At 40.4% G+C, this 23,187-nt stretch carries 31 protein-coding genes; 17 read left to right on the top strand and 14 right to left on the bottom strand.

Annotated features, from left to right (window positions below; all coding sequences use genetic code 11):
• Positions 1-5: 5 nt before the first annotated feature.
• The 10 genes from virB11 to ACTHTY_RS10820 are packed head-to-tail and all read left to right on the top strand — an operon-like array spanning position 6 to position 8,256.
• Positions 6-1,025: a P-type DNA transfer ATPase VirB11 gene (virB11, locus tag ACTHTY_RS10865; RefSeq protein WP_440367624.1), complete on the top strand. Its 1,020-nt coding sequence runs from the start codon at positions 6-8 to the stop codon at positions 1,023-1,025.
• Positions 1,022-1,360: a hypothetical protein gene (locus ACTHTY_RS10860; protein WP_070649270.1), complete on the top strand. Its 339-nt coding sequence runs from the start codon at positions 1,022-1,024 to the stop codon at positions 1,358-1,360. Before virB11 ends, ACTHTY_RS10860 begins: the two co-directional genes overlap by 4 nt.
• Entirely contained in the window at positions 1,357-1,815 is a 459-nt protein-coding gene (locus ACTHTY_RS10855) for a hypothetical protein (RefSeq protein WP_440367623.1), read from the top strand. The genes ACTHTY_RS10860 and ACTHTY_RS10855 overlap by 4 nt, the downstream gene beginning before the upstream one ends.
• Positions 1,812-3,059, top strand: a complete 1,248-nt coding sequence (locus tag ACTHTY_RS10850; protein ID WP_440367621.1) for a transglycosylase SLT domain-containing protein — start codon at positions 1,812-1,814, stop codon at positions 3,057-3,059. The genes ACTHTY_RS10855 and ACTHTY_RS10850 overlap by 4 nt, the downstream gene beginning before the upstream one ends.
• Positions 3,056-3,292 carry a hypothetical protein gene (locus tag ACTHTY_RS10845; protein WP_070649276.1) on the top strand — a complete coding sequence of 79 codons (237 nt, stop codon included), beginning with the start codon at positions 3,056-3,058 and terminating at the stop codon, positions 3,290-3,292. The genes ACTHTY_RS10850 and ACTHTY_RS10845 overlap by 4 nt, the downstream gene beginning before the upstream one ends.
• Positions 3,279-4,001: a lytic transglycosylase domain-containing protein gene (locus tag ACTHTY_RS10840; RefSeq protein ID WP_070649278.1), complete on the top strand. Its 723-nt coding sequence runs from the start codon at positions 3,279-3,281 to the stop codon at positions 3,999-4,001. The genes ACTHTY_RS10845 and ACTHTY_RS10840 overlap by 14 nt, the downstream gene beginning before the upstream one ends.
• 10 nt (positions 4,002-4,011) lie before the next feature.
• Positions 4,012-4,521, top strand: a complete 510-nt coding sequence (locus tag ACTHTY_RS10835; protein ID WP_070649279.1) for a hypothetical protein — start codon at positions 4,012-4,014, stop codon at positions 4,519-4,521.
• A 33-nt stretch (positions 4,522-4,554) separates the two neighbouring features.
• Complete coding sequence (locus tag ACTHTY_RS10830) at positions 4,555-4,857, top strand: TrbC/VirB2 family protein (RefSeq protein ID WP_070649281.1); 303 nt, start codon at positions 4,555-4,557, stop codon at positions 4,855-4,857.
• Between the two features lie 10 nt (positions 4,858-4,867).
• The gene (locus ACTHTY_RS10825) at positions 4,868-7,609 is read left to right on the top strand and encodes a VirB3 family type IV secretion system protein (protein WP_440367619.1); all 2,742 of its coding nucleotides are present in this window, start codon (positions 4,868-4,870) and stop codon (positions 7,607-7,609) included.
• Positions 7,609-8,256: a type IV secretion system protein gene (locus ACTHTY_RS10820; protein ID WP_070649243.1), complete on the top strand. Its 648-nt coding sequence runs from the start codon at positions 7,609-7,611 to the stop codon at positions 8,254-8,256. Before ACTHTY_RS10825 ends, ACTHTY_RS10820 begins: the two co-directional genes overlap by 1 nt.
• A gap of 99 nt (positions 8,257-8,355) precedes the next feature.
• Here ACTHTY_RS10820 and ACTHTY_RS10815 read toward each other — a convergent pair whose 3' ends face one another.
• Complete coding sequence (locus tag ACTHTY_RS10815) at positions 8,356-10,047, bottom strand: type IV secretion system DNA-binding domain-containing protein (protein WP_440367617.1); 1,692 nt, start codon at positions 10,045-10,047, stop codon at positions 8,356-8,358.
• 14 nt (positions 10,048-10,061) lie between these two features.
• Positions 10,062-12,986, bottom strand: a complete 2,925-nt coding sequence (locus tag ACTHTY_RS10810; protein WP_440367616.1) for an AAA family ATPase — start codon at positions 12,984-12,986, stop codon at positions 10,062-10,064.
• Between the two features lie 240 nt (positions 12,987-13,226).
• On the opposite strand from ACTHTY_RS10810, the gene traD reads away from it, so the two are divergent.
• Positions 13,227-13,712: a conjugal transfer protein TraD gene (gene traD / locus ACTHTY_RS10805; protein WP_070649207.1), complete on the top strand. Its 486-nt coding sequence runs from the start codon at positions 13,227-13,229 to the stop codon at positions 13,710-13,712.
• Positions 13,709-14,041 carry a single-stranded DNA-binding protein gene (locus tag ACTHTY_RS10800; protein WP_070649205.1) on the top strand — a complete coding sequence of 111 codons (333 nt, stop codon included), beginning with the start codon at positions 13,709-13,711 and terminating at the stop codon, positions 14,039-14,041. Before traD ends, ACTHTY_RS10800 begins: the two co-directional genes overlap by 4 nt.
• Before the next feature lie 28 nt (positions 14,042-14,069).
• Here the strand turns inward: ACTHTY_RS10800 and ACTHTY_RS10795 are convergent, their stop codons facing one another.
• The 3 genes from ACTHTY_RS10795 to ACTHTY_RS10785 form a co-directional block, all read right to left on the bottom strand.
• Positions 14,070-14,594: a hypothetical protein gene (locus ACTHTY_RS10795; RefSeq protein WP_440367614.1), complete on the bottom strand. Its 525-nt coding sequence runs from the start codon at positions 14,592-14,594 to the stop codon at positions 14,070-14,072.
• Positions 14,595-14,809: 215 nt separating this feature from the next.
• Positions 14,810-15,208, bottom strand: coding sequence for an antirestriction protein (locus ACTHTY_RS10790; RefSeq protein WP_070649203.1), 399 nt, complete (start codon positions 15,206-15,208; stop codon positions 14,810-14,812).
• A gap of 15 nt (positions 15,209-15,223) precedes the next feature.
• On the bottom strand, positions 15,224-15,424 hold the full coding sequence (locus tag ACTHTY_RS10785; protein WP_440367612.1) for a hypothetical protein: 201 nt from the start codon (positions 15,422-15,424) through the stop codon (positions 15,224-15,226).
• Positions 15,425-15,477: 53 nt separating this feature from the next.
• On the opposite strand from ACTHTY_RS10785, the gene ACTHTY_RS10780 reads away from it, so the two are divergent.
• The 5 genes from ACTHTY_RS10780 to ACTHTY_RS10760 all read left to right on the top strand — a co-directional run bounded on the left by ACTHTY_RS10780 (position 15,478) and on the right by ACTHTY_RS10760 (position 18,184).
• A complete protein-coding gene (locus ACTHTY_RS10780) occupies positions 15,478-16,245 on the top strand; it encodes a SprT-like domain-containing protein (protein ID WP_440367610.1) in 768 nt (255 codons plus the stop codon).
• 178 nt (positions 16,246-16,423) lie between these two features.
• Positions 16,424-16,708, top strand: coding sequence for a hypothetical protein (locus ACTHTY_RS10775; protein ID WP_210392296.1), 285 nt, complete (start codon positions 16,424-16,426; stop codon positions 16,706-16,708).
• Positions 16,705-16,944 carry a hypothetical protein gene (locus ACTHTY_RS10770; RefSeq protein WP_070649199.1) on the top strand — a complete coding sequence of 80 codons (240 nt, stop codon included), beginning with the start codon at positions 16,705-16,707 and terminating at the stop codon, positions 16,942-16,944. Before ACTHTY_RS10775 ends, ACTHTY_RS10770 begins: the two co-directional genes overlap by 4 nt.
• A gap of 230 nt (positions 16,945-17,174) precedes the next feature.
• Positions 17,175-17,531: a hypothetical protein gene (locus ACTHTY_RS10765; RefSeq protein ID WP_070649214.1), complete on the top strand. Its 357-nt coding sequence runs from the start codon at positions 17,175-17,177 to the stop codon at positions 17,529-17,531.
• On the top strand, positions 17,528-18,184 hold the full coding sequence (locus tag ACTHTY_RS10760) for a recombinase family protein (protein ID WP_070649216.1): 657 nt from the start codon (positions 17,528-17,530) through the stop codon (positions 18,182-18,184). Before ACTHTY_RS10765 ends, ACTHTY_RS10760 begins: the two co-directional genes overlap by 4 nt.
• Here the strand turns inward: ACTHTY_RS10760 and ACTHTY_RS10755 are convergent.
• From ACTHTY_RS10755 to ACTHTY_RS10715, 9 genes are all read right to left on the bottom strand, one after another.
• Positions 18,156-18,404: a cryptic plasmid protein A gene (locus ACTHTY_RS10755; protein ID WP_283123665.1), complete on the bottom strand. Its 249-nt coding sequence runs from the start codon at positions 18,402-18,404 to the stop codon at positions 18,156-18,158. The genes ACTHTY_RS10760 and ACTHTY_RS10755 overlap by 29 nt on opposite strands.
• A 72-nt stretch (positions 18,405-18,476) precedes the next feature.
• A complete protein-coding gene (locus ACTHTY_RS10750) occupies positions 18,477-19,388 on the bottom strand; it encodes a zeta toxin family protein (protein WP_070649220.1) in 912 nt (303 codons plus the stop codon).
• Complete coding sequence (locus ACTHTY_RS10745) at positions 19,388-19,624, bottom strand: hypothetical protein (protein ID WP_070649222.1); 237 nt, start codon at positions 19,622-19,624, stop codon at positions 19,388-19,390. The genes ACTHTY_RS10750 and ACTHTY_RS10745 overlap by 1 nt, the downstream gene beginning before the upstream one ends.
• 66 nt (positions 19,625-19,690) lie before the next feature.
• Positions 19,691-19,936 (bottom strand): plasmid partition protein ParG, encoded by a 246-nt coding sequence (locus ACTHTY_RS10740; protein ID WP_070649224.1) that lies wholly within the window; start codon positions 19,934-19,936, stop codon positions 19,691-19,693.
• Between the two features lie 4 nt (positions 19,937-19,940).
• Entirely contained in the window at positions 19,941-20,579 is a 639-nt protein-coding gene (gene parA / locus ACTHTY_RS10735) for a ParA family partition ATPase (protein WP_070649226.1), read from the bottom strand.
• 340 nt (positions 20,580-20,919) lie between these two features.
• Positions 20,920-21,129 carry a hypothetical protein gene (locus ACTHTY_RS10730; RefSeq protein ID WP_440367606.1) on the bottom strand — a complete coding sequence of 70 codons (210 nt, stop codon included), beginning with the start codon at positions 21,127-21,129 and terminating at the stop codon, positions 20,920-20,922.
• 436 nt (positions 21,130-21,565) lie between these two features.
• Positions 21,566-21,820 (bottom strand): helix-turn-helix domain-containing protein, encoded by a 255-nt coding sequence (locus ACTHTY_RS10725; RefSeq protein WP_283123666.1) that lies wholly within the window; start codon positions 21,818-21,820, stop codon positions 21,566-21,568.
• Between the two features lie 6 nt (positions 21,821-21,826).
• Positions 21,827-22,351 (bottom strand): hypothetical protein, encoded by a 525-nt coding sequence (locus ACTHTY_RS10720; RefSeq protein WP_070649238.1) that lies wholly within the window; start codon positions 22,349-22,351, stop codon positions 21,827-21,829.
• Between the two features lie 72 nt (positions 22,352-22,423).
• Positions 22,424-22,717, bottom strand: a complete 294-nt coding sequence (locus ACTHTY_RS10715; protein ID WP_440367605.1) for a hypothetical protein — start codon at positions 22,715-22,717, stop codon at positions 22,424-22,426.
• Positions 22,718-23,187 lie beyond the last annotated feature (470 nt).

Raw genomic sequence — 23,187 nt, 5'->3', positions numbered from 1 at the left:
TAGTTATGTCTGTTGCATTGCTTCACAACATCATGAAAGTCGATTTCGGCGAAGCATTTGAAGATGATGATGTAACGGAAATTTCCGTAAATAAGCCTTATGAGTTCTTTATCGCAAAAAAAGGCTGTAAAGGAATGCAACGGATTGAACAGCCGAAATTGAGTTATAAGCGGTTAAAGGCGTTTGCGGATTTGATAGCAACCAATACCCATCAGAAAATTTCTGATGAAACACCGCTTTTGTCCGCTCAAATCGAATCCATTAAACATAAGGATTTGTTTTACCGGATTCAGGTTGTCAAAGACCCAGCCGTATATCAGGGCAGAATTGCACTTTCAATCCGGAAGCCGTCAATTATGAGCCTTGAATACGATATTTACCGCGATATGTTTGACGGCCTGAAAGCCTATCACGGAATGTCGCCAGCAGATGAAGAGTTGTTAGGGTTGTATGAAAACGGCGAATTTTGGCAGTTTGTCAAACGTGCAGTACAACTGAAAAAAAATGTGTTGATTTCTGCCGGTACGGATTCAGGGAAGACTACGCTGTTTAATTCGCTGATTAAGCTGATTGATATGAATGAAAGAATCATCACGATTGAGGACGCCAAAGAATTAGATCCGCCACAGCCTAATACTTTGCAGCTTTATTATTCACGTGGTGGTCAAGGTACATCAAAAGCCAATGCACAGCATTTAATGGAAGCATGTTTGCGGTTGCGTCCAGAGAGAATTTTTCTAGGCGAAATTCGGGGAGATGAAGCCTTTATGTTTTTGAATCTGATTTCATCAGGCCATCCGGGTGCAATCGCCACAATTCACGCTGATACGCCCGAACTAGCACTAGATCGCATGTCACTAATGGTTTTAAGAGCGGGTACAACGCTCAATGCTGAACAGGTCAAGGAATTTGTCAGACAGAATATAGATGTCATTATCCAATTAAAAAGAACGCCTACGGGTGGTTACGGTTGCGAAAACATATATTACAAAGGTTATGCGGAAAAGAAAGGATTGAAGTCATGAAAAAATCATTGATAGTTCTTCCGGTTTTGTTCTTGGCGGCCTGTTCGCAAGCAAACGGAGACGGCGGTGTATATCATCGGGTAGGGCAGACAGCTTTTGAACAACAACACGGCATGAGTAGTGCGCTGGTTATTGCAGATGATGAACAATCTGCCTACATCGAAAATAGTTGGGCAAAAACGCCGCTGGTTTTGAAAAATCAAGGCGGCCAGAAAATTGTTCAGCAAGACGGTTTTGATTTATACCTGTTGGAAGTCAACGGTAAGACAGCAATTCTTACCGATATTGATAACCCAAAACAACAATTCCGTTTTGAAAAAGGAGAACAACAATGAAGCCGTTAGCCTTGTTATTACTGCTTGCTGTTGCTGGGTCGGTTATGGCAGAACCGGCTAATAATTTCAGCAATATTGTTCAAAATTTTGCTCATTCCCACGGCCTTAAGTATGTTCAGACCGCAACCGATACACAAAACGGTTGGTCTTATAACTTTTATCCGCAGGGAAAATGTACCGGTGCAACTTGCGGTGGCCTATTGGTTAATTACCGCTATGTCGAACAGGAGAATTGTGTCGATAGAACAGGCTTGTTTGGCGATTTGCCGATTATTGTTAAAGGCCGTCTAGCATTGTTTACTATGCCGCACGTTGCCGACAATTCCAGCCAATTAAGGGACTATCTGACGGTATATGATAAGGGCGGATGTTATTCCATTTCCTATGGTACAGATGGCAACGGTTTTGAAGATTCGTTTTTATTGGCCGAACAGTTGATAGGAGATGAAGAATGAAACCATTATTGCTTGCTTTATTGGTTGGTTCTGCGTGTGCTTCAGTCCATGCCTTGCCACTGACCTATGACAATCTTGTCCGAAAGTACAGTGCCAAATATGGTCATGATCCGCTGTTGATTCATGCCCAGATTCAACAAGAATCTGGGCATAACGCAAGCGTATGTTCGGGAGCAGGTGCTTGTGGTTTGATGCAAATCATGCCTTTAACGGCACCTGAGTTGGGTTTAACTGCTGCTGAAAGGTTTAACCCTGAAAAAAATATTGCTGGTGGTACGCTGTATATGCGTCGTCTGCTCAGTTCTAATAACGGCATTATGGCTTATGCGTTGTATTCGTATAACTGGGGGTCTGGCAATTTTGGCAAATACAAAAAAGGTTTGAAAAAAATGCCGGCCGAAACCCGAAATTATGTCATCAATATTGCACGGTTTTACCAACAATACGGCGGTAAAGGCGATTATTTCAGCAACATTAAAAGTATTGGTCAAAATGGAAAAACGACCAAAACAGAAAGCATTGACAATACAAACCGTACCAAAATTGAAAATATGCAAAAAGCTGAAAATGTCTGCCCTCGTGTGAAATTACCTGAGCAAGAAATCAGCAATAGCGCAAATGTGGCGATTGAAGTTGGTGGAACAGTAGCCGGAACAGTTTCAGGAAGCGGTAAAACTGTATTTGACCCAGCAAAATTTGCACAACTCACAATGGCGATTCAGAAAGCCAAAGAATCATTAGATATTATGCGCGGCCAATATGATGCGCTGACAAAAGGTTTGGCTGGGTTGGGTTTACTAACAAATATTGCTACTGTCGCAGGTTATGAAATGCCAAGCACCATGAATGAAAATGTCATGGTTAAGTGGGGTAATAAGCAAGATGTTTCACTGTATCAGCAGTTACAGGAAATGAAAGCCGCTGATACCGGTGTTTATGCCAGTGCAGAACTGGATAAATTAACCAATCAGAATGCTGCTGCGATTAATAGGGCATATACAGAATCCGAACTAGCATGGTCTAAAGCCAACTGTGCGGCAAACAATTTAGATAGCTTGATGAAGGTAAAGGCTAAAACCCAAAAACAAGCTAAAGATTTAAATAATGCGATCCGTTTTGAAACGGCCGTAATCGAGGCAAATGAAGCCAAAATCAAAGCCAATTTGCTGATGATGAACAGTTCGTACCAATCTTACAGGATTAGTGCTTCTCAAATCTACGCAAATTGGAAGGCTTCAAAATGAGTAGAGGCAAACGACACGATAAAAAACAGATGATTGTCTATGTCAGTGAAAGTTTTTTTCATTTGATTAATGCTTATTACAAATCAATCAATACCGAATTGGCTAAAAAGACAACAATCGGGCGTATTCGGCGAAATGACTTGATTGTCGAAGCCTTACAAGATTGGTGTGAAAAAAAGGGTTTGAAATGCAGGGTTGCTTATAGAGAGGTAGAGGAAAATGAAAAAGTATAGTCTGTTTATTCCGCTGATTTTATTCATGCCGTTTGCGGTTTCGGCACAGTTTGACAGTTTGATAAATAAACACGCGGCATTACAGGGATTAGACCCGAATTTAGTCCGTGCGGTTATGGTACAGGAAAGCACTTATAACCCAAATGCCACATCAAATAAAGATGCTCGCGGCCTTATGCAAGTCATACCGGCAACCGCTATACAGATGGGTATCTCCCCAAAAGACTTGTATAAACCTGAACCAAATATTATTGCCGGTACACGTTACCTGCGTTACCTGACTAAATATTTCAATGGAAACCTAGACCTTATCCTAGCAGGTTATAACGCAGGGCCAGGGGCGGTTGAGAAATATAAGGGCATTCCGCCCTACAAAGAAACAACCAAATATGTTCGTGAAGTCAAAATTCGTTACGCACGGTTGAATAACGGTGAATCCCCTACGATAAAAGGCGGTAGCCGTAAGTTAGAACAAAGCACATTGATGGTTTACGGTTCTTGGTTGGGAAGCGGTAAAAAAGGCCAAACCGTTCAGACGGCCAGTAATCAGACACAGGCCGCTCCTATTAAAGTAGTGAAAAGGGTAGAGGTTAAAGATGCTCAACCTCAAGAGCCTGCCGCCAATACAACGGTATTTTCCTCTAATAGCCCACAACGCTCAGGTTTTGTACAAACACTTGATGAAAACGGCAATTTTGTAACTTTATAGGGAGTATGTAATGAGAATATCAATATTAGCCTTAATCGTTTTGCTTGGCGGTTGCGCTCAGGTCAACAGCGTATTGTCATCAGCCAATTCCGTATTGGGAACGGCCAATGATGCGTTGGGAACGGTAAACGGTAAGGTCAGTAGCGTAACCGGTTATGCAAGCGGCGATAAGGTGTACAACGTTGGCAATAAATCTACGGCTGCGTATGACCTTATCGGATTTAAAGTAGTTGTTGCCAACATTGATCCGAAAGGTGGTATTGCAACAGGGTTTTCAGGTAGAGCAGATGTGATATTTACAGGAAAGCTAAAAAATAAGACGAATAGGCGTATTGGCGTAAGTTTCTCAGTTCCAATATATGATAAATCAGGTAACTATCTGAGGTCTGCAACTAAAACAGCTTATGCTCCTGCTCATGAAACTGCGGTTATTGATTTACAGGAAATGGGTGTAATTGAATGGAACGGAGGGGAACGCCCTAACGTTCAAAAAATGAAGTTCGGTTTGCAAAAATTTTAATCTACTTTTTATTTCTATCGAAAGGAAATCACAATGAAAAAGTTATCTTCAACTCAAGCAATGGCCGTTATGTTGTTTACTGCTTCGACTTATGCCAATGCAGGTATCGGCACTAAAATCAAATCGGCATTGAATAATGTCGGTACTGAATTAGTAATTGCCGGTGCAGGCGTATTGTTCGTTGCGGTCGTGCTGATTGCTATCAATATGTTCTTCACTCCTATCCGTAACCTGAAAACTTGGGTATGTGGCTTGTTGGTTGGTGGTGTGATTTTGGTGTTTGCGGAAGATATTGTGAACTGGATTCTTACGCTGTCAGGTTCATCAGGCTACTAAGGATTGAAAAATGGAAACCACTAAACAACAAAAAGACCCGTTGTTTGCTGGTTTGGCGAGGGAAGCTCGCTGGTTGGGGCTTCCTATCAACATCTTTATATTGTTCCTGTTTTCTGCATTTTTTCTGTTTTTTGGAATCAAGGCGGCGTTTGGCGGTTTCTTTAAACCCGTCTTATCTGTGGCGGCGTTGTATGCGTATCTTACAGCGTTGACTTATCAAGAGGACAGGGGCGTAAATTTTGCACTGTTTAAACACAGACGGCGATTTACGAACTCACAAAAGATGTACCACGGATATAGTTATGAAACGAATCCGCGCCAAAAAAGCAAGTTAGGATTGGAATATCGGTTCAGTCAGGAAGCGGAGAAAGAAAACATGGAAATCTCAAATTTACCTTATTTGTTTCATATTCGGCCTGAAATTATCAAGTTGGCCAACGGCGATTTAATGACCGTCATCGAATTAGACGGCCTGAATTTTGAAACAGAAAGCTATGATGATTTGGCTTTGTTGAAAAAATTCCGTGCTGACCTGTATCGGCAGATGAACTCACGCATTGTGCCGTATATTCATTACATAAGAAAAGAAGTTGAGCCGGAAAGACACGCCGACATCGGCCAATCATTTTTTGATGATTTTGAAGCACATTATTTTCAACAGCAAAAAACAGCAAAGGTTTTCAAAAATCGAATCTTCATCACGCTTGTGGCACGCCGTAACGATCCAAACGCGCCGCCGTTCGACCGTATGAAACTGGCGTTCACATTAGACAGTGAAACTGTTGAGAATGGTTTGATTACAGAATTGGAAGAAGCAAGGGATATGATTATGGAATCATTATCCCGCGCTAATCCGCGTGTACTGACAATGTACGAAAAAGACGGTCATCGTTATGATGAAACTATGCAATTTTTAAGCAATATCATTAATCTTGATGACACACCTGTACCAGTCTTTCCGGAGGCGATCAGAAATTATCTACCGATAACGCGCAAAATTTTTAAGGAAAACGGAGTTATCCGCTTCCATTTGGCCGATGGTACGGCTCGGACTGGCTGCATATTTGGTTTGCCTAATTCGACCTATCCCGAAGAGAGCGACCATTCCATGCTCGACCAGTTTTTGAAAATCGACCATGAACTGATTATTTGTGAAAGTTTTGCCTTAATGAGCCGCCAAACGTCCACAAGACTGAGTGAACGCAAACAAAATCAGTTGAAAAGTGTCGGCGATAAATCGGCAAGCCAAATTGAAAGTATTAATGAATTGGTTGATGATTTGACAAGTGGCCGTCAAATCAACGGTATTTTCAATATGAATGTTTTGGTCTATACCCAAAATGACAATGATTTTTCAGACGCGGTACAGAAAACCAGAGAGGCGTTTGCTAAAGCGCATTTAATCCCTAAGCGCGAAGATGTCATTGCTGAACCTAGCTTCTATTCAATGTTGCCGGGCAATATGCACTTGTGCCAACGCCCAGCAACATTGAATACAACTAATTTTGCCGGTTTTGCTAGCTTACACAATACCAGTAGTGGTTTTAAAAACGGCAACCATTGGGGCGAGTACATCATGCGGCTGAAAACCAGCAGCAACACGCCGTATTATTTCAATTTCCATGAACATGGATCAGATGTGGGGCATACCCGATTTATCGCGCCGACAGGTGGCGGTAAAACTACTACGCTGAATGCAATGTTGGCCAGTGCGCTTAAACACGACCCTTTTATCTTTCATTTCGATTTTGAATATTCAGCGGCAGTCTTTATGACGGCCATCGGTGCTACGCATACTGTATTAATGCCGAATATGAAAACCGGCTGGAATCCGCTCCAACTGCCCGATACTAAAGATAATCGTGAATTTCTGTTCCGGTGGTTATCGTTCTTAGGGGCAAAAGTCAACGAACAGGGAAACCGTGTAGCGTTGACGGCCAGAGAGGAAAAGAAAGTTCATGAGGTTATTGAACAGATTTATACCTTTGAGCCACATTTGCGCCGATTGGGTAATTTTGTTGACCTGTTCGGTATTGACGAAGAGGGTTCTTTAGCCGAACGTATGCGGAAATGGTGTAATGATGGTAGGCTGGCTTCGCTATTCGACAATGAAACAGATTCTTTCTCACTTGATGGGGCAAAACGGTTCTGTTTCGAGATGAAAAATGTCATCAAAGAGCCTGAGATTCTGATGGCTTGCTCGATGTACATTTTTCATCGGATTGATACGGCCATGCAAGCGGCCAAACCGTTTATTGTTGTTATGGAAGAGGGACAGCGTTATATTGAAGATGAATATAACCGTGAATGGCTACGGATTATGTTAACAACCTACCGCCGCCGTAACGGTATGGTTATCTTTGTAACGCCAACGCCGGAAGTGATTACGACAAGTGCCGATTTACGCCAACAATTCAGAACCAGTATTTTACTGCCAAATGCTAAGGCTTCTGACAAGACTTATTTAGGCGAAGAGGGATTAGGCTGTACTTCAACGGAATTGGCATGGATTAAAGAAAACGATAATCCAGCCGTAAAAGCAAAACCTTTTTTAATCAAAAGTTCTAGTCAGTCAGTCATTACCAAAATGGACTTGTCGTCTATGCTGGATTTTGTAGAAATTCTCTCAGGAAACGAAGTAAAATATAATGTATTACAAGATGTTATTTCTGAGGTTGGCAGTAAGGATTATAGGGATTGGGCTGAACCTTTCAAAGCCCGATTGTTGAAGTTGAAACAGGAGGCAGCATAATGAGAAAATCGAAAAAACTTGTTGCGGTGGCTATTGTCAGTATGATGATGACCCGTCCGGCATGGGCTATTTTCGGCGTGGGTGATGTCGTTTTTGACCCTGCGGCGGTTGGTCAAATGGTGCAGCAGTATCAGCAGTTGCAGCAACAGTATCAGCAGTTGAAACAGCAGTATGAAGCCGTTACCGGAACAACCAACTATCTGCAAGGTTTAAAAAAGTCTGATATTGTTTCCGGCTCTTGGCAAGACGTGGTAAGTAGTCAAGGTAAAGGCGGTACATGGAATAATGCCAAAGCAGTTTATGATAAATTGCTTACCGTCATGAATGGTAAACAACTTGATTCTTTGATGGATTCTCAGCAATTTAAGCATAATTATCAAAGTGTCCGCATGGGTATGGCTTTTAGTGAAGCCTCTTACAATGCGTTGGAAGTCCATATTCAAAACCTTGATAATCTGAAGTCCAAAATCAATACTACGCAAACCATCAAAGAAGCTCAGGATTTGGCAAATGCGATTGCTATCGAACAGGCTCAAATTTCAACCATTACCGCACGATTGAGCGCGGTACAGACGAATTTAGCCAGTGATACTGGTAGTAAAGGCGTTACGTCCAATCAATCTTATAGCGGTTGGCTGGGTAACTAAAACAAAGGCTGGCATTACGCCAGCCTTTGTTTATGCTTTTAATAAAAAACAATAAAATGTTAAAATGTAAATACATTAAGATGTATTTACATTTTTTATTTATCCTGAGAAAGGAACAGTAAACTTCGTTATTTCAGGCAAGCCTATTAATCGGATATAGCCGGTCAAATTCGGCAATGATGAAAACTCTGATTCCAACAGTGTTTTACCGGTAATGCGTTGAACATTGTTGGCCACGGTTGAACTGCTGTTACCGCTGCTGAACATACCGCTGGAATTTTCAGAATAATTCTGTTGTCTGCGGTTGATTTCCTGACTACCGAATACGTCAGAGAAGTATTTTGCGGTATCGCCGGTTACGGCCATAGAAATCTGAACTCGCGTGTTAACGTGCAAGGTATCAGTAATCTGTTGGCCATAAGTTGCACGTAATTGGCTGATAGCCTGAAAACCAAGAACAATCGTTGCATTGTGCTTTCTGAGCTTGGTAAGGCCGTGGCGCAATGACACAATGTAGCCCAAGCTGTCCACTTCGTCTAGGAAGTACCATAGGCGTTTATTGAACTTAGGAACGTCTAGGGCTTCCTGAAAGGCTAGAGCGTAAAAACAGCTAACCATATCGCGCAAAGCCGATAATTCTGAATCTTTAACTGTCAGATAGATACTTTCCGCCGGTTGTTGACGTATCCAGTCCCGTACACTGAAATCAGGAACGCTTTTATCATCATGAATCAAATATTTCCATGCTTCCAATTTGCTCACGGCAGTGGTGCGTATGCTTTGAAATACCTCTTCATTACCCTCTTGAACATAGGCGGCTGCGGTTGAACCGGCCAAAACGTCGGTTAAGATGATTTGATCGGCTTCAAACGCATAATACAAAAAACGCTCTACCGAACTCATACCGCTTTCAAACATAAATTCCAAAATGGCCGTCAGAAACGCTTTACTGTAATCTGCCCAACGTTTACCGGAAACGTCTGATTCATTGACTGCGGTAATGGCTTCAGCCAAAGTCGCGCAATCGCGTTTTTCACGAATTTCTTTTAATGGATTCCATCTCACACTTTCAGAATCAAACGGATTGAAGATTTTATCTTGTGGCCGTTTATAGCGTTTAGCAAAGTCGCCGCCAATGTCAAAGACAATCGCGTTTTCTTCCCTCGCTTCAATGACTTTAAAAATCTGAAACATGGTTTGTGATTTGCCTGAGCCGGTCGTACCTGCAACCGATATATGATAGCTTTCAACCGATGGAGGAATTACAACCTTTCCCAGTTGGATTTTAGCTTTTTCGTCGTTATCGGCGTATTTATAGGCTTTTTCGATAGCACGGTTGAACTCGTGTTCAGAAACCAGGCGCGTACCTCTGACAAAGTAGTCTTTATACTCTTTGCCTTTGCTGATAATGATGTGTTTTCGGTTGTAAGAAATGAGTGCAGAAATACCCAAAAACAGAACAACCGGCCAAAAAAATACGGCCATTATCAGAATGTCTTTGGGGTGGTTGATATGGCCGCCGGTGGCAGGAAGCCAGTCAAAAAGCATGAAAAAAATCGCGCTGCCCAATACAGCTAATATCGCGCTGACCGTTGTTTTCAGCTTACCCAGTTGCCGGATAAAGACCAGTTTGCCGCTCAAGCGGTACACAGCTAGCGCAAGCAATAGCGTAGCGATCAGCAGTAAAAAGTACGCTATCAGAAAATTGATTTTGCCGTTCATATTCCATAACGGATAAAGTAAATAGCGTAATACCTTGCTGTCAAAGACAAGCTGATAAACCGAATCCATAGTAACCTCCAACTTTACAATTTCAAGCCACGCTGCATTTTTTCTGTTTCAAAACGCTGTTTCATTCCCCTGTTTTGCTGCTCACGGATATTTTCCGCGTTCTGCTCTTTGGCAGATTTGAGCAATGTTGCTTGTGTCCGTTTGATATAAGCGGCATTAATACGTTCGGTAAAGTCGCCGCCTTTATTGTAAGCTGCGGTATAACGTGCCGAATATGTATAGCTTCGGTAAGTAGTCGGAATTTTAATTTCCTGTCCGTTAGCCGTTGCCAAAATATGATTGTCTTTATCATTTATCACAACCGCTTTAACCTGAATTTCCGTACCTGCCGTAATACTCAATTTTTTGAACAAACCGGTTTTCAGTTCAAAATCCTGCTGCAAAGTCAGATAGTCGCCAGCGGCAATCGAGATACTTCCCAGTTTGTAGGATTGGATATGTTGCCCCTGTTCACGCTGGGAAGTCCGATATAAATCTACCAAAGTCGGTAAGGCTTGAGTGGTAGCCAGCCGATCATAAGGTTTGGATTTTTCGACAGACAGTAATTCAGAAAGCTGCCGGTCAATCGCATTTTCAAATTTTAGATTTGCACCGGCTTTATCTGCTAAAGTTTCGCGGCGATTTATCAGTTGTGAAATTTTTGCGGCTTCAACATCTTCAATCAGGGATTTATCGCCTACAAACTCTTTCTGTTGGCCTTTACTTAGGGTATTAACCATTTCATGATAACCGCCTTCAAATTCTTCGGCAGAATAATAGATTTGCAAATCCTGTCTGTGTCGGGTCATACCCACATAGGCAAGATTGGCATTCATGTTTCTTGAAGTTAAGAGATAGGCGTTATCTACGGTAATACCTTGAGATGAGTGAATGGTACTAGCGTAGCCGTGTTGAATACTGTTGTAATCGTTCAAACCAAATTCAATTACACGACCAGAATCTAATGTTACTGTGATTTGTTCGGCCTCATTATTATAGCCACTTAGAAATGAAACTGTACCGATACTACCGTTGAATACACCTAATTCGCGATTATTTTCACGGAAAATAATCTTGTCGCCAACGGCTAAATCAATCGTTGCCGTCCGCTCTCCATGTTTCACAAAAGCCGTATAGTCTTTACCCAACAATGTACCGTCATCACGCAATAAGGTACGTGCTTGCTGATTAAGTTTTGCTACGTCTTTATTGGTATAGGCCAGCATGACTTTGGATAGTGATTTTTCAGTTTGATACCAATCAGCAACCAAATGGCGAGCAGCAGATTGTTGCATTTCATATCTGTTGAATTTATCCAAATTCCAATAAATATCCATGCCGGATTTAACATCATGTTTGGATAATGCAATACTAGCTTCTCGCATTTCTGCGGATTTTTGGCGCATGATTTGAGACAAAGAAGCCTGATAATCATTGCTCAAATGTTCTTGAACTTTGGCAAAAGCATTACCGGCGGAAACGGCTGAAAGTTGGAATGAATCGCCTACCATACGGATTTTTGCATGATTAGATTCGACAGCAGAAAGCAATGCCAGCATATCACGGCTTCCGACCATACCGGCCTCGTCCAAGATGATGACAGATTTATGATCTAAACGGATATTTCCGTTTTCAATACCCATCAAAAATCTGGAAATAGTTGAGGATTTTACACCAATATCCTGCTGCATATTGTCGGCAGTTTTGCTTTGCAAAGCCACGCCATAAACAGCATAACCGTTTTGCTGATAAACCTCATTAACCGCACCCAAAACATAAGATTTTCCTGTACCTGCTGCACCATTAACTGATGATACAACCGAATCAGACGTAAGCACTTTGAAAGCGGTTTCTTGTTCAGGGTTGAAAGTCCGTTTTGCAATAACCTGTTTCCGCGTTTCTTCTAAATCTCTATTTCCAGCAACAATGGTTTTATTGGCTCGCGCAATGCAATTCAGTAATTCAACTTCAGTTGCATACATCTCAAAACTGGTATAAAAACCGTCTTTTGCAGTTTGTTGTAACTGCTCTGACATTAGAACGGCATTATAGGCTTCTAAATATTGTTGTTCAGAATCGGTATGTGTAAAAATGAATTTTTCCAATTCTTTTTTTGTGAAATAGGATTGTTTACTGGTTAAGGCTTTTAAGGCAATTTCAGGATTTTCAATAATACGCTGGCCATTGATTCTACGGATTTCAGACAGCCTTTCACTTGTTGCAAAATCATAAGATTTTTGCGTTTCAGTATTGGAAAAAAACTGTTTTTGCCAATGCTGCGAAATTAAGTTAATCTCGCGCTCTTTATAACTACGCTCGTCAATTCGGATATGAAGTCCTAATTCTTCCATATAGTAATTTGCAGTTGCTGCCCATTCTTTTCTGATAGCATGAATGAACAGGCGACTGTTAAAAAACCGGTTTTTTTTCGCTCCTCCAATTTCGGGATATTTTGGATTGTATCGTCTGAAAAACTGCTCTTTGCTTCGCTCTATACCGTCATTTTCTCGCTCGGTAAACATAAAATGAACGTGCGGATTTTTTTCCCCATCGGCAGCCATAGGGCAATGATAAGCCCAAGTATAAGCATGACGATTCCCGACTGTATTCTTTACTAATCGCTCAATCAACTCAATATGCTGTTCTTCGGTTAGTTCTCTTGGTAGAGATACCTCAAGTTCACGATAAGTCCTTCCGTTTTCTCTTTCGTATTTATCCGCTGCTGCCCAAAAATCATCAGCCTTTTCCGCCCATTTAGGCATATTGCCGCTACGGGTTTCAATCAGGTCTGATTTGTGTGCATATTTGTTCTGTCGGGTAATGTATTCATCATGGCGTTCGGTACTTTCATCAGTAACAGAATCAATAGGCAAATAGGTATCATCACGCTCAATATATTGAGCGTGTCTGAGGCCGTTGCCTTTCAATCCAGTTTTTACTTCAAGATTATATATAGCCATGATTTTAAATAGTTTTTAATAAATCCTGTCGTTTCTCGAAGAGAAACGAGTAATCGTGCTTGTATTCTACACGAAAGTTCTGCAGTTGTCCTTATTACTAAGGACAACTGCAGAATTAGAAGTTACCTGTATTCAAAATCAACTTATTTTGAATACTCCGAAAAACAAAAAATTCTGTACACAAACTAATAGATATGCTATATACTGATTTACCGAATTTTTGAGTTTAAAGGCTAATATATGGAAATCAAAGACTTTGAAACATGGAAATCAGAATACTTTTCAGAATTGGAAAAAAAGGAAAAACTAACATCAAATGAAAGAATGATTTTTGATTTAAACAATCAACCTGAAAAGTCAGCGATAGAGAAAAACGCATTATCCAGCCTTTTAAATAATCACTATCGTGAATACAAACGTGATACTGAATATCAAATTGAACGCGAAAAATCCAAAGAGCAACAAAAGGCAATTCTTGCTAAATTAAAAAAAGCAGACTCTCAACGAAAATCAAATAATCGTAAAAAGAGAGAACACGAATTAATCACAATCGGTGCTTTAACCGATTTAACAAAATTCCCAAAAGATAGAGGCACAGTTACAGGAGCATTCCTATATATTCTCGACCGTATCAAAGAGAATCCTGGATTTGAACATCAGCTTAAAATTCGTGGCGATGATTTATTGCGACAACGTGAAATTGAGAAAAAAGGAGAATCAAAATGAGTTTTCAACGTGTAATTATTGAGGGTCTGATTGGAAATATATACGATTTGAAAGAATATGGCGAAGATGGAAAAGCAATAGATTTTTCTATTGCTACGCAGGAATATGATTTCAAATCAAAAGAAAATAGAACGGTTTGGCATAATCTGACTGCTTTCGGTAAAAATGCAATTTTTATTGATGAACAGTTGGATAAAGGTTCTTCTGTTTTAGTTGAAGGACGTTTAAATTATGATTCGTATGATAAAGATGGCGTAAAGCATGAAAAGACTAAAATAATCGTTGATTCTATCCGGTTCAGTGGAAGAAAAGACAAATCTAAAGATTAAAAACAAGCTCCCTTTCGGGAGCTTGTTTTTAATAATAATTTGAATATGGGTTTTCAGAATATACTTTTTTTCCTGAAATTTCCTGATATTCAGCTTTATGCGCTGTAATAATTTCATCAATTTTAATTCGGCCATTAGTTACACGACGAATTAAAATTTCATCTGAAATAAAATAGTTTTCAGCAGGGGTACATACACCGCTAAAATATCCGGTTTCTTTTCTGTTTGCGGCAATCTCACGAACTAAAACCATCGATTTTCCGCGATAACCGACAACCTGATAATAATTGACGTTAGTCTGTTCATATCCCCATGACGATTCAAAAATATCGCCGATTTGAACATCTGCATTTGTTGGTCGGTTTTGTTTCCGCTGTTCTACTTTTGCTGCTTGTGAACGGCAAAGCCGTTTATAGAAAGTCTGAATATCTGCTTCCACTTCTTCGGCAGATTTTACATAATAATTAAAATCCGGTTTTGTCCGCTTTCCTGAAAAAGCGGTAACGGTAAGAAATCCTGACCCAAATTCTCCGATATAAACAACCGCTCCCACATCTTCAAACCAGTATGCACCTGTTACAGTTTTCTGATTTACAAAATATCCACGCAGCTCAAATACTTTCTCATAAAGTGGCTGTTTTTTTCGGGCAATGCCTGAATATATTTTTTCAAGGCTTGATTTAATTCACTTAAGGTTAATTTTTTCATGATGATTATTCCTTTTAAATTTGGTTACAGACGGCCTAAAGGCCGTCTGAATAATTGCTTTTAATCCATCATCCGCCGCAGTGTTTGACGCTCGGCGCGTTCTTCAATGTACTGTTGCAATAGGTCATAATTCTTGAGAATACGTTCATCGTTAAACCGCCATGACAATTCAGCAAGTGCCGCTGTTGTGGCAAAAATACCGACTGAATCATTTTTTAAATCGGCTGATTCTCCGGCCATATTCACACAATGAAACAATGAATCATCATCAGGCCGACAGTAAAAACCGCCGTTACTGAGTTCTACAAAGTCCCACATTCCGCCTGTGTAGTCTTGTGATAAATCGGCTGTGATTTGATACAAAATATTTTCAAATGCCCAGAATCCTGAACCTACTTTTTTAGGCAGAAAATTCATTTTTTCTCTATCGCTGATTACGCGCTCTGTAATACTTTTCATTTTTACTTTCCTTTCTTAAATGACCGTATCGGGTCTATAAATGGCCTGAATTTCCTGTTTAGCTTGTCGTAAACCTGAAACTTTTATTCTCGGTAAAGTGCTGAAAACGGCCTTACTGTCGTTATCCCTTTTCCAAACGGCTAAATAGCCTTTTGAATAGGTAGCAACATCAATTTCAGTGCCGCGCTTGGTGCAAATTTTGATAACCTTGAACATTTGCTTTCCTTTCTCTTTGGTGAGCTTGAGCCAATCCAATAAAAGGAGAAGCTATGCGCGCCCTGCCTACTATTGAAACTTATAATGAACTGCAAACCGCCTATGACTTTTTCAATACTCGCCTATTTGACGGTGGCTTGCCTCCCTGTCTAATTACCCTTCAACGCGAAAAACGCACTTACGGCTATTTCAGCTGCAAGCGTTTCGTCGGCAGTAAAAATGGGCAGTTGGTTGATGAAATCGCAATGAATCCTTCTTACTTTGCAATCAGAAGTATTGAAGAGACCCTTTCAACAATGGTTCATGAAATGGTGCATTTGTGGCAATTCCATTACGGCAAGCCAGGGCGGCGCGGCTACCATAATAAAGAATGGGGCGCAAAGATGGATTCAATCGGGCTTTGCCCCAGTAACACGGGCGCGGAAGGCGGGAAGCGAACCGGAGAAAAAATGTCGCATTACATTGTAAGCGGCGGCGATTTTGAACGAGCTTGCAGCGAGCTAATGACCGATGAATTTAATTTGTCATGGTTTGACCGATTCCCTCCTGAACGGCCTACGGCTTTAGTGTTTCCGCCAACAATCGGCAAACCGATACAGCCTGCCTTTGTTGATGACGAAAGCGGCGAGGATAACGGCGAAGGTGGGCAGGAAGATGAAGATTTGATTGTTTTGCCGCCGACCGAACCAGTCAATAAATCCAATCGCATCAAATACCGCTGCCCGTGCTGTTCCGCGCAAGTTTGGGGCAAGCCTAACCTGCTTTTGAAGTGTGGCCAGCCTGATTGTAACGGTGCAGATTTTCAAGCTGTGGAAGAATAAAATTAACTTGAATACTTAAAGGATCGTTTAAATAGCTCAAAAATAACTAGCTCATTTAAATCCGTTATGGTATTATTGAGCCAGTTAAAACACTCAAGATTTAACTGGCTCATTTATATATACTTAAATTGGCCTATATTCATCATGGCAGAAAACTTTATAGAATTGAGGGGGCTATATGAAAATTCTTTTTTTGAAAAGAAAAATTTATCCAGAACAACCTATTAACTGGGAAGGAGAACATTTACTTGAATGCACACATTCATTTAATAGACGGTCTAAAAAATATTATTTAATGTATTGTGATGTTTTAAAAAAAATGCCTAACGCACGTTTAAAAATTCGCGTATATGGAAGATTGTACAATTCAATTCAAGGAGAACGCATTCGTTATGTTGATGCTGACCAAGTGTGTTCAGCAGATAAATGGAACATAAGCAAAAATGAAGGAGAGGTACAATGAATATTACTGCCGTAACCCGAAAAACTGACCTGTTACACATCGTTATTCAAGACCGTCTGAATGTTCAGGCCGAACGCCGTCAAAAATTGTTACAAGCCAAAATCCAACTGAAAAAACGGCCATATAACAAATTACGGAAAACAACCGCAAAAGAAATGCGTGATACCAGTCGAGCAACCCGAAACTTTATCAAGGCCGCCGGTATCATTGAAGAGTTAAAATCATTGTTGAACTGAAAGCGCAGAACAGCAAATACAAAAGCCCTTATCCTTATTCATCACAAAACAACGAATAGGATAAGGGCTTTTTATATGAAGAAAGAAATTGAACATGAACTGCCGTACTACTGCCCTACTCTTAGCGGTATTGAATGCTCCGGCTTTAGCAAATACAGAAAGCTCCGGAACGGATCAACCAATAAGCCTGTGTACACTAACGATTTCCGGAAACAGAAAAGGGGAATAAGATGAACGAACTAGTACCAGTTAAAATGGGAACATCTTTATATCTTGTAGAAGCTGATTCAATCTGCCAATTCACTCTTTCTGAGGTATTTATGGCTGATGAACCGCAGGAAACATTAACGGCCATTATCAAAAAAACTACATTTAAACCGCACAAAGATATTGATAACGAATGGCTGTTTGATGTTCACTCTTATAGAGAAGCCCATGAGATAAAAGAATCATCACGAATAACTAATGACGTTTGGTATTGGAACTTCGCTGCCAATACCATTATTTGCTTAGATTTCAATGAAGCCAAACACAGTTTATTATTGAAACTCGACTATCAGATTCAAGAGGCTGAAAGATACTTATGAAAATCGCCCGTATATATTGCCGTGTCAGTACCGAACAGCAAAACTTGGAACGCCAACAAAAACTAGCCGATGAAGCCAGGCGGCTAGGCTATTATGTTGCAAAGGTTTACGCCGAAAAAGGTAGCGGCGTAAATCCTAACCGCCCTAAGTTGGAAGAGTTAATTGATGACCTCCAACCTAATGATGTTGTGATTGCCGAACATATCGACCGGTTAAGCCGTCTGCCGTTGATAGAAGCAGAAAAGCTGATTGCACGGATCAAGGAAAAAGGCGCGTATATCGCTGTGCCTCAAATTATCGACTTGAACGAACTGAATCCAAGTTCAGAAATGGAACGCATCATTTTGGAAGCCTGTCAAAGTATGCTGTTGAAAATCGCTTTAAATATGGCACATGAAGATTATGAAACACGCCGCCAGCGACAGCGTGAGGGGATTGAAGAAGCTAAAAAGAAAGGCCGCTATCAGGGGCGGCCAGCAGATTTGAAACAACACGAACAGATTATATCAATCCGTCCACACAATACAATTAAGGAAACCGCCCGATTGGTCGGTTGCAGCGAAGCTACTGTAAAAAGAGTATGGGCAGAATACAAGCGGAAACTAGCTGATGAAGAAGCTACCACTAATAACTCTTCTTTGCTCTCAAAATAGCGCGTATATCGGCAATTTTTTCTCTGGCTGTTTCTTGCGGCGTTAATATCACAAGTTTTGGTATTTCCAAGCCTAATATTTTTGCCACATTGCTAATATAGGGTTTCCGGTTTCCGGCTAGCTTCTGTATCGCCTCGTTTACTGCCTCCTGCCCTACGGTCTGAATCAACCATTGGGCGGCGCGGCGGTCTCGGTCATTATCTAAAATTAGTTGCTCCATCTTCATCTACCTGAAAAAACATATTTATATTTTAGCATTTTAATGTAATTATGTAAAAACATAATTACATTTTTACATTAAAGAATTTTTATGTTTAATACGCTGCTTATTGGCTTTGGCCGTCTGAGCCTTTTCGGTCATGCCTTCCGGTTTAAATTTCTCAGCCCGAAGTGCCGCCGAAACTCGGTTTTTATGCGCGGTAACATCGGCCATATACTGTTCTGTCGCATTGCCGCGCTGTTTGGCAGATTCAATCACACGCTCCCAGCCTGTTTGAACTTCCTGCCAGTCCTGAACACTCATTTTACGGCCAGACTGCAAGGCTTCGTAAGCTGTCTGTGTATTATCCTTTCTATGTGAATCATAGAGTTCCTGCCCCATTCTGTTTACAACCCGAACACGGTCAAACAAATGAGCAGTTTTTTGAAATGTATTGGTAAAACCATCAAAGGCTTTTTGATGGTAATCAGCAGGCACTAATCTAGGATTGGAAGCTCCTGAACTGAGTTGTCGCTCATACCTCTCATGAATCCCCAATAAGCTCTTTTCAAAGCTGGTTGCAACAGCAACCATTTCTACCTGATAGCCTTGAGACTTCAAAAAAACCAGTCCTTGTTTTACCGATTCACTATCACGGAATGTACCCTCTTCAAAAAAGTTTATCCTTTCTTGGATCAGTCTTTTTCTCAATACACTTACCAAAGCTCCTGCATCTTTCTGAGTTTGTTCAGATGGGTAAGCAATGCCGCCCGTAGGTAATTTTTCCCTCATACGGTCGGCATCAACTGGCACGTAACCGCCATTGTCTTTTAATTCAGCTTTTACTAAATTTGCCGCTTGAGTTTTTCCAGCACCTGACTGCCCAGCAATAAATATCGCTTTGGGTTTATCTTGAACTTCAATTAGATGAATTTTATCTTCAAAGAACTCATTAGCAATAGACTGGATACTTTCTTTTGATAGCTCTTGGTATTTAGTTTCCATCACAGCAACTTTCTCAGAACATCATTTTTATCCAATATGCGTTTAATCAGGTATTCATCATCAGGTTTCAAATTGCTCATTAGCTCATCTACAACGGCCATACGGCTACGTAGAAATTTCAAAAGCTCCGGATTCGGGTTTTCTTTATTGCATTCATCATAGCGAGCCTGAACTAAAGGTTGCTGACTTTGGCCTAAAATCTCTAAAGCCACTTCATAATCAAAATCTCCTAACATTGGATAACTCCTTTTCAAAATTACATTTTCACATTAAAACATATTTACATCTTTATGTTTTAGCCATTACCGCTGCATTTCATTTTGAATCGCCTGAATTACAAAATCTTTCAAAGAAATACTATGCTGTGCGCAATAAATTTTTAATTCTTGGTGCATCGATTCAGGCATTAAAACGGTAAACCGTTTTATTGGTTCTTCTGACACATTCTCAGATTTAGACACAACCACTTTGTTATCTCGGTTTTCAACCCATTTATCGATTGCGTTTTGATTATTATTGGCTGACTTATCAGGTCGTTGAATTGCCATTTTTTTATCCTTTCAAAGATACAATTTCATCAGTTAATTGTTCAATTTCTTTCGCCGCTTCTGAATACGGGTCTAATTCGATAACAGATAGCCCCTGTGTACCGGCATTGCCAAAAGCTACACGCTGGGTAATAGTTGTCTCAAAAAATGACCAATGATTTTCTTCCATATCGGCAATTACTTCTTTTGCTAATTTTGTATTGTTAATAACAGCATTTAGACAGACCGCTGTAATTATTTCCGGCTTATAAATGCGTGCTTCATCAACCATACTTTTTAACTCTTCCGTTGCCCAAATATCAAAGCCGGACGGTCGCATTGGCATTACAATCAAATCGCTAACAATAATTGCTGCACGTGATAATTCTGTCATCCGTGGCGCACCATCAATAATTACAAATTCGTAACCATCTTGCTCCTGCATACGTGGTAACTGTTGACGCAAACTAGCATTTGCCATACCGACAACAGTAAACGGCAATTCCTTATTCCCTCGAACAGCCGCCCAACTAATCGCACTGCCTTGAGGGTCAGCATCAGCCAACAATACTTTATACCCTCGCTGTGATAAAGCATACGCCACATTGGTACTGAGCGTAGTTTTACCAACACCGCCTTTCTGATTCAAAAACGATATAATCATTTTAATACTCCTTTGTGAGTTTTCATAATTACATTATAATGCTTTTTATTTTTAATGTAAATACATTTTTATGTAAATATGTATTTAATCCTAATTAAAAAGCCGTCTGAAAATTCAAACGGCTTTTATTGTCTTTATGCTATCGCCAGTCTCAGCTTTTTAATAATTTCCAAATCCCAATCATTATCTAAGTCCCATGCGGCTTCATCTTCTAATTCCTCACGAATCAGGTTAATTACTTCTTCGCGTGTATCGAAGATATAGGTGAATCCGTCTGAATCATTCGCAGCTGAAGAAATTGCATTTTTTAGATTAGTTAAGTGTTCTGCTGATTCTTTGCTCAGACCTGAAGCAATAATTTCAAACGGTCATATCCATCTGCTTCAAATACAGAATATCCGTCATCATACTTTTCTGAAGAGTAAACCAACATATCTGGATTACGAACCGTCATTCGTTCAAAATCTGCTTCAGATTTACCAAACAACGCAATTACATCAAGCTCAGAAACTTCTACAATTTTGTATTGTTTCCGGTCAAAGTAAAACATTTCAATCTCCTTTTGCTTATTTATGAATGAATTATACCATAATGCACAAATAAGTAAATACTATTTTATATAAATGTGTAAATGTGTTTTTATGTAATTATGCTTTTTATGATTACATAAAAACATATTGACCAACCGTAAGGGCGGTAGTTGTTCTTATACTATCGTATAGTACATGATATTCAATAAAGCATGACTTATTTTCCATTTAACTCAGGGAATGGGACTTGAGTAAAATTTATACTCCTAAAATAAGAGTAAAATAATAGTAAAAAAAGTAAATTAAACCCGCTATTACTAAAAGTGAAATAAAAATTCTCACAATTAGCTGGCAGGCTTCGTCTCTGTCTAATCCGAATTTATGGGAGAAAAAAACAAAAAGACCAGATACCAAAACCATGCATGTGGCAGAAATTATTATAATCATGTTAGTTCCTTACCTCTGAGCTATAAATTGTAATAATTCTAGCCATTTTGTATGTGGCATGTTGATGTAGTTTTTTTGTCCTGGCATCATCTCCCATCGCTGAGCCGTCGGTAGTGCTGACTTGGTTATGTCTGCGACCTGTTGTTGCGTCAAACCGTATTCTTGGCGTAATCGCTTAAGGTTAGCTGGGGTATATCCAAACTCCATATTGTTAATCATGATTGTTGCTCCGTTAAAAAAGCTGACATTTTGCATGCCAGCCATTACGTGTTATTGCGCGTTATAGGGCGATTTGTACAATCTTAAATCAAATGCCGCCTGCTCCTCTAGGTTTGCGGGACGGCTAAAATTAAAATCATCAGGGTTTTCGATTTTGTCCATCAGCTCAGCTACTTTTGGGCTGTCGGTTGGAAACTCGCGTCGTTGTACAATCAGCCCGATTGCCTGCATTGGGTTGTGTATTGCGTATCTTTCTACATTAGATGGTATTTTTGCCTTCTCGCCGTAAATGACAATCAGCAAATCTGCCACAATTTCAAGGGATTTAATTCGTTTAACCTTATCGGTTGGCTCGGTATCTCCTGTTAGATGGGGAGGGATGTATTCTAATACCTCCGGCGGTGCTACTATGGCCGCACCTGTTGATGTAGCTAGATTGGCTAAAATCTTTGTCGCTTCTGTTGCGGCCGCAAGTGGGGTTAACCCACACTTCACTCCGCGTTTAGTTGCTTTGTCTGAAAACAGGTCATAAATATAGCCTTCTCCGCGTTTTTCGATGGTTAATGTTGCTTTCATTTTTTTTGCTCCTGTTGGTTTGCCGACACTGCCCGTCGGTATGGGCTGCCACCCCAAAGGGTGGCGGATTAATCAATAAAAAGAATCTTGCAGGACTAAATCAGTGCTGCCGTCCCAGTCGCTGATCGCAATACAGCGCCCGTCTTTCGGTGTGTGAAATGTATTAGGATAGTAAAAGTGGATTTTTTTGATTCCCCAGCCGTCTTTATATTTGACAGCTTTAAATTCGGGTTGGCTATATTCGCCGTGGGCAAGGTAATAAGTACCTTTGGGATAAAAGTTGCCGTTTGACATTTCTTCCAAATGTTCGATATTTCTTAAAAATTCAACGGCTTCTTTTTTTGTATTGAATACTAAGTTTGACATTTTTTAATCCTTTACTTGGTTAATAAGTCCGAACCTCGCCCCGATTCGGTGGGGTAGCAGACCTTGCTGTCTGTCTATATGTGTATATTACATCGTTTGACGCAGTATAGCAAGTTTTTTTTTAAATATTTTAAAATTACAACAAAAAAATCATCTATTAAAAAGAAGATGGCCTGCATTTTGTGTCACTATTTGTCCCTTTTCAGCCGGTTCAGCTGGCAGTCGGAATTTGTTCCATTTAAAGGCCAAAGTCATAGCAGATAAGCTCTTTCAGCCGGTTCAGCTGGCAGTCGGTTTTTGTTCCATTTAAAGGCCAAAGTCATAGCAGATAAGCTCTTTCAGCCGGTTCAGCTGGCAGTCGGAATTTGTTCCATTTAAAGGCCAAAGTCATAGCAGATAAGCTCTTTCAGCCGGTTCAGCTGGCAGTCGGTTTTTGTTCCATTTAAAGGCCAAAGTCATAGCAGATAAGC

The sequence above is a fragment of the Neisseria sp. P0019.S002 genome, from assembly GCF_051957155.1.
Lineage (GTDB): Bacteria > Pseudomonadota > Gammaproteobacteria > Burkholderiales > Neisseriaceae > Neisseria > Neisseria perflava.
Note: the sequence above shows the minus strand (reverse complement) of the source record. Positions and strands in the feature narration are given on the sequence as shown.

Excerpts from the sequence above, each read along its gene's own strand:
- ACTHTY_RS10750 (WP_070649220.1), bottom strand. The coding sequence starts at position 19,388 with ATGGAAACTAAATACCAAGAGCTATCAAAAGAAAGTATCCAGTCTATT.
- ACTHTY_RS10835 (WP_070649279.1), top strand. The coding sequence starts at position 4,012 with ATGAGAATATCAATATTAGCCTTAATCGTTTTGCTTGGCGGTTGCGCT.
- ACTHTY_RS10855 (WP_440367623.1), top strand. The coding sequence starts at position 1,357 with ATGAAGCCGTTAGCCTTGTTATTACTGCTTGCTGTTGCTGGGTCGGTT.
- ACTHTY_RS10745 (WP_070649222.1), bottom strand. The coding sequence starts at position 19,624 with ATGTTAGGAGATTTTGATTATGAAGTGGCTTTAGAGATTTTAGGCCAA.
- ACTHTY_RS10770 (WP_070649199.1), top strand. The coding sequence starts at position 16,705 with ATGAATATTACTGCCGTAACCCGAAAAACTGACCTGTTACACATCGTT.
- ACTHTY_RS10860 (WP_070649270.1), top strand. The coding sequence starts at position 1,022 with ATGAAAAAATCATTGATAGTTCTTCCGGTTTTGTTCTTGGCGGCCTGT.
- traD (WP_070649207.1), top strand. The coding sequence starts at position 13,227 with ATGGAAATCAAAGACTTTGAAACATGGAAATCAGAATACTTTTCAGAA.
- ACTHTY_RS10755 (WP_283123665.1), bottom strand. The coding sequence starts at position 18,404 with ATGGAGCAACTAATTTTAGATAATGACCGAGACCGCCGCGCCGCCCAA.
- ACTHTY_RS10840 (WP_070649278.1), top strand. The coding sequence starts at position 3,279 with ATGAAAAAGTATAGTCTGTTTATTCCGCTGATTTTATTCATGCCGTTT.
- ACTHTY_RS10845 (WP_070649276.1), top strand. The coding sequence starts at position 3,056 with ATGAGTAGAGGCAAACGACACGATAAAAAACAGATGATTGTCTATGTC.
- ACTHTY_RS10730 (WP_440367606.1), bottom strand. The coding sequence starts at position 21,129 with ATGTTTTACTTTGACCGGAAACAATACAAAATTGTAGAAGTTTCTGAG.
- ACTHTY_RS10715 (WP_440367605.1), bottom strand. The coding sequence starts at position 22,717 with ATGTCAAACTTAGTATTCAATACAAAAAAAGAAGCCGTTGAATTTTTA.
- ACTHTY_RS10725 (WP_283123666.1), bottom strand. The coding sequence starts at position 21,820 with ATGGCTGGCATGCAAAATGTCAGCTTTTTTAACGGAGCAACAATCATG.
- ACTHTY_RS10825 (WP_440367619.1), top strand. The coding sequence starts at position 4,868 with ATGGAAACCACTAAACAACAAAAAGACCCGTTGTTTGCTGGTTTGGCG.
- ACTHTY_RS10760 (WP_070649216.1), top strand. The coding sequence starts at position 17,528 with ATGAAAATCGCCCGTATATATTGCCGTGTCAGTACCGAACAGCAAAAC.
- ACTHTY_RS10765 (WP_070649214.1), top strand. The coding sequence starts at position 17,175 with ATGAACGAACTAGTACCAGTTAAAATGGGAACATCTTTATATCTTGTA.
- ACTHTY_RS10850 (WP_440367621.1), top strand. The coding sequence starts at position 1,812 with ATGAAACCATTATTGCTTGCTTTATTGGTTGGTTCTGCGTGTGCTTCA.
- ACTHTY_RS10785 (WP_440367612.1), bottom strand. The coding sequence starts at position 15,424 with ATGTTCAAGGTTATCAAAATTTGCACCAAGCGCGGCACTGAAATTGAT.
- ACTHTY_RS10720 (WP_070649238.1), bottom strand. The coding sequence starts at position 22,351 with ATGAAAGCAACATTAACCATCGAAAAACGCGGAGAAGGCTATATTTAT.
- ACTHTY_RS10790 (WP_070649203.1), bottom strand. The coding sequence starts at position 15,208 with ATGAAAAGTATTACAGAGCGCGTAATCAGCGATAGAGAAAAAATGAAT.
- ACTHTY_RS10820 (WP_070649243.1), top strand. The coding sequence starts at position 7,609 with ATGAGAAAATCGAAAAAACTTGTTGCGGTGGCTATTGTCAGTATGATG.
- ACTHTY_RS10775 (WP_210392296.1), top strand. The coding sequence starts at position 16,424 with ATGAAAATTCTTTTTTTGAAAAGAAAAATTTATCCAGAACAACCTATT.
- ACTHTY_RS10815 (WP_440367617.1), bottom strand. The coding sequence starts at position 10,047 with ATGGATTCGGTTTATCAGCTTGTCTTTGACAGCAAGGTATTACGCTAT.
- virB11 (WP_440367624.1), top strand. The coding sequence starts at position 6 with ATGTCTGTTGCATTGCTTCACAACATCATGAAAGTCGATTTCGGCGAA.
- parA (WP_070649226.1), bottom strand. The coding sequence starts at position 20,579 with ATGATTATATCGTTTTTGAATCAGAAAGGCGGTGTTGGTAAAACTACG.
- ACTHTY_RS10780 (WP_440367610.1), top strand. The coding sequence starts at position 15,478 with ATGCGCGCCCTGCCTACTATTGAAACTTATAATGAACTGCAAACCGCC.
- ACTHTY_RS10830 (WP_070649281.1), top strand. The coding sequence starts at position 4,555 with ATGAAAAAGTTATCTTCAACTCAAGCAATGGCCGTTATGTTGTTTACT.
- ACTHTY_RS10740 (WP_070649224.1), bottom strand. The coding sequence starts at position 19,936 with ATGGCAATTCAACGACCTGATAAGTCAGCCAATAATAATCAAAACGCA.
- ACTHTY_RS10800 (WP_070649205.1), top strand. The coding sequence starts at position 13,709 with ATGAGTTTTCAACGTGTAATTATTGAGGGTCTGATTGGAAATATATAC.
- ACTHTY_RS10810 (WP_440367616.1), bottom strand. The coding sequence starts at position 12,986 with ATGGCTATATATAATCTTGAAGTAAAAACTGGATTGAAAGGCAACGGC.